A 1021-nucleotide genomic window follows, 5' to 3' on the forward strand; every position below is an offset into this window, starting at 1 on the left:
GAAACAACAATTCCAGATGTAGATGTTATTATTATTCCTGGTGGTTTTTCCTATGGCGACTACTTAAGATGTGGTGCGATTGGAGCGCGAACTCCCGTCTTAAAAGCCATTCGTGAAAAAGCACAAGAAGGTACGACAATTATAGGTATCTGTAATGGATTTCAAATTTTGTTGGAAGCAGGATTATTACCCGGTACTTTAATGCGTAACGCTTCTTTAAAATTTGTTTGTCGTGAAATCAAGCTTGAAGTCGTCAACGCCAAGACAAAATTTTCTCGATATTATTCTAAAGGACAAATTATTCGTTGTCCTGTTGCCCATCATGACGGAAATTATTTTGTTGATAGTGAAACATTGAAACAAATGGAAGACAATGAACAAATTGTTTTTCGCTATGCAGAAAATACAAACCCGAACGGCTCAATGAAAGATATTGCTGGTATTGTTAATAAAGCTGGTAATATTCTTGGTATGATGCCCCATCCTGAAAACTTTATTGAACCCGCCCACGGAGGTACTGACGGTCGTTTACTTTTTCAAAGTGCTTTAGAGTTAGTAAATGGATAATGCTGCAAAAATACTCGCGCTCCATAATTTAAAAAAACAAGGATTTATACCATTTCTCGCATCGTAAATCTATCAACAAAGCTCTTCACAAACAACAATGGATATTATTTTCTAAACACATAATTATTTAAGACCATTTTTAGTCTTAAATCCCACCAAACAAACGGACAAAATCTTCAGCTTACTGTCTATAAATATTTTTATTATTAAACAACATTATTGTTTATAATATAAGCTGCTAGGTTAAAAAAATAAAAATACTAAATTTCGATTAATTTGACGGATAAATACTCATGAAGCCTTGCAATAACATCACTATTACATCAGAACTCATTGCACAACACGGGCTAAAAGAAGATGAATATCAACGTATCCTAACGTTAATTGGTAGAGAACCAACATTTACTGAACTAGGAATTTTTTCTGCAATGTGGAACGAACATTGTTCCTATAA

2 protein-coding genes are annotated in these 1021 nt (G+C 33.8%); both read left to right on the forward strand.

Annotated elements, in window-relative coordinates; genetic code table 11:
* Positions 1-567: phosphoribosylformylglycinamidine synthase subunit PurQ (gene purQ / locus ACFIL8_RS10965; protein WP_375689808.1), on the forward strand; the 567-nt coding region annotated here is incomplete at its 5' end.
* Between the two features lie 293 nt (positions 568-860).
* A partial coding sequence (locus tag ACFIL8_RS10970; protein WP_375689810.1) for a hypothetical protein occupies positions 861-1021 on the forward strand: 161 nt, incomplete at its 3' end.

It is taken from the genome of Bartonella sp. AP57NXGY (genome assembly GCF_042195805.1).
Taxonomy (GTDB): Bacteria; Pseudomonadota; Alphaproteobacteria; order Rhizobiales; family Rhizobiaceae; genus Bartonella.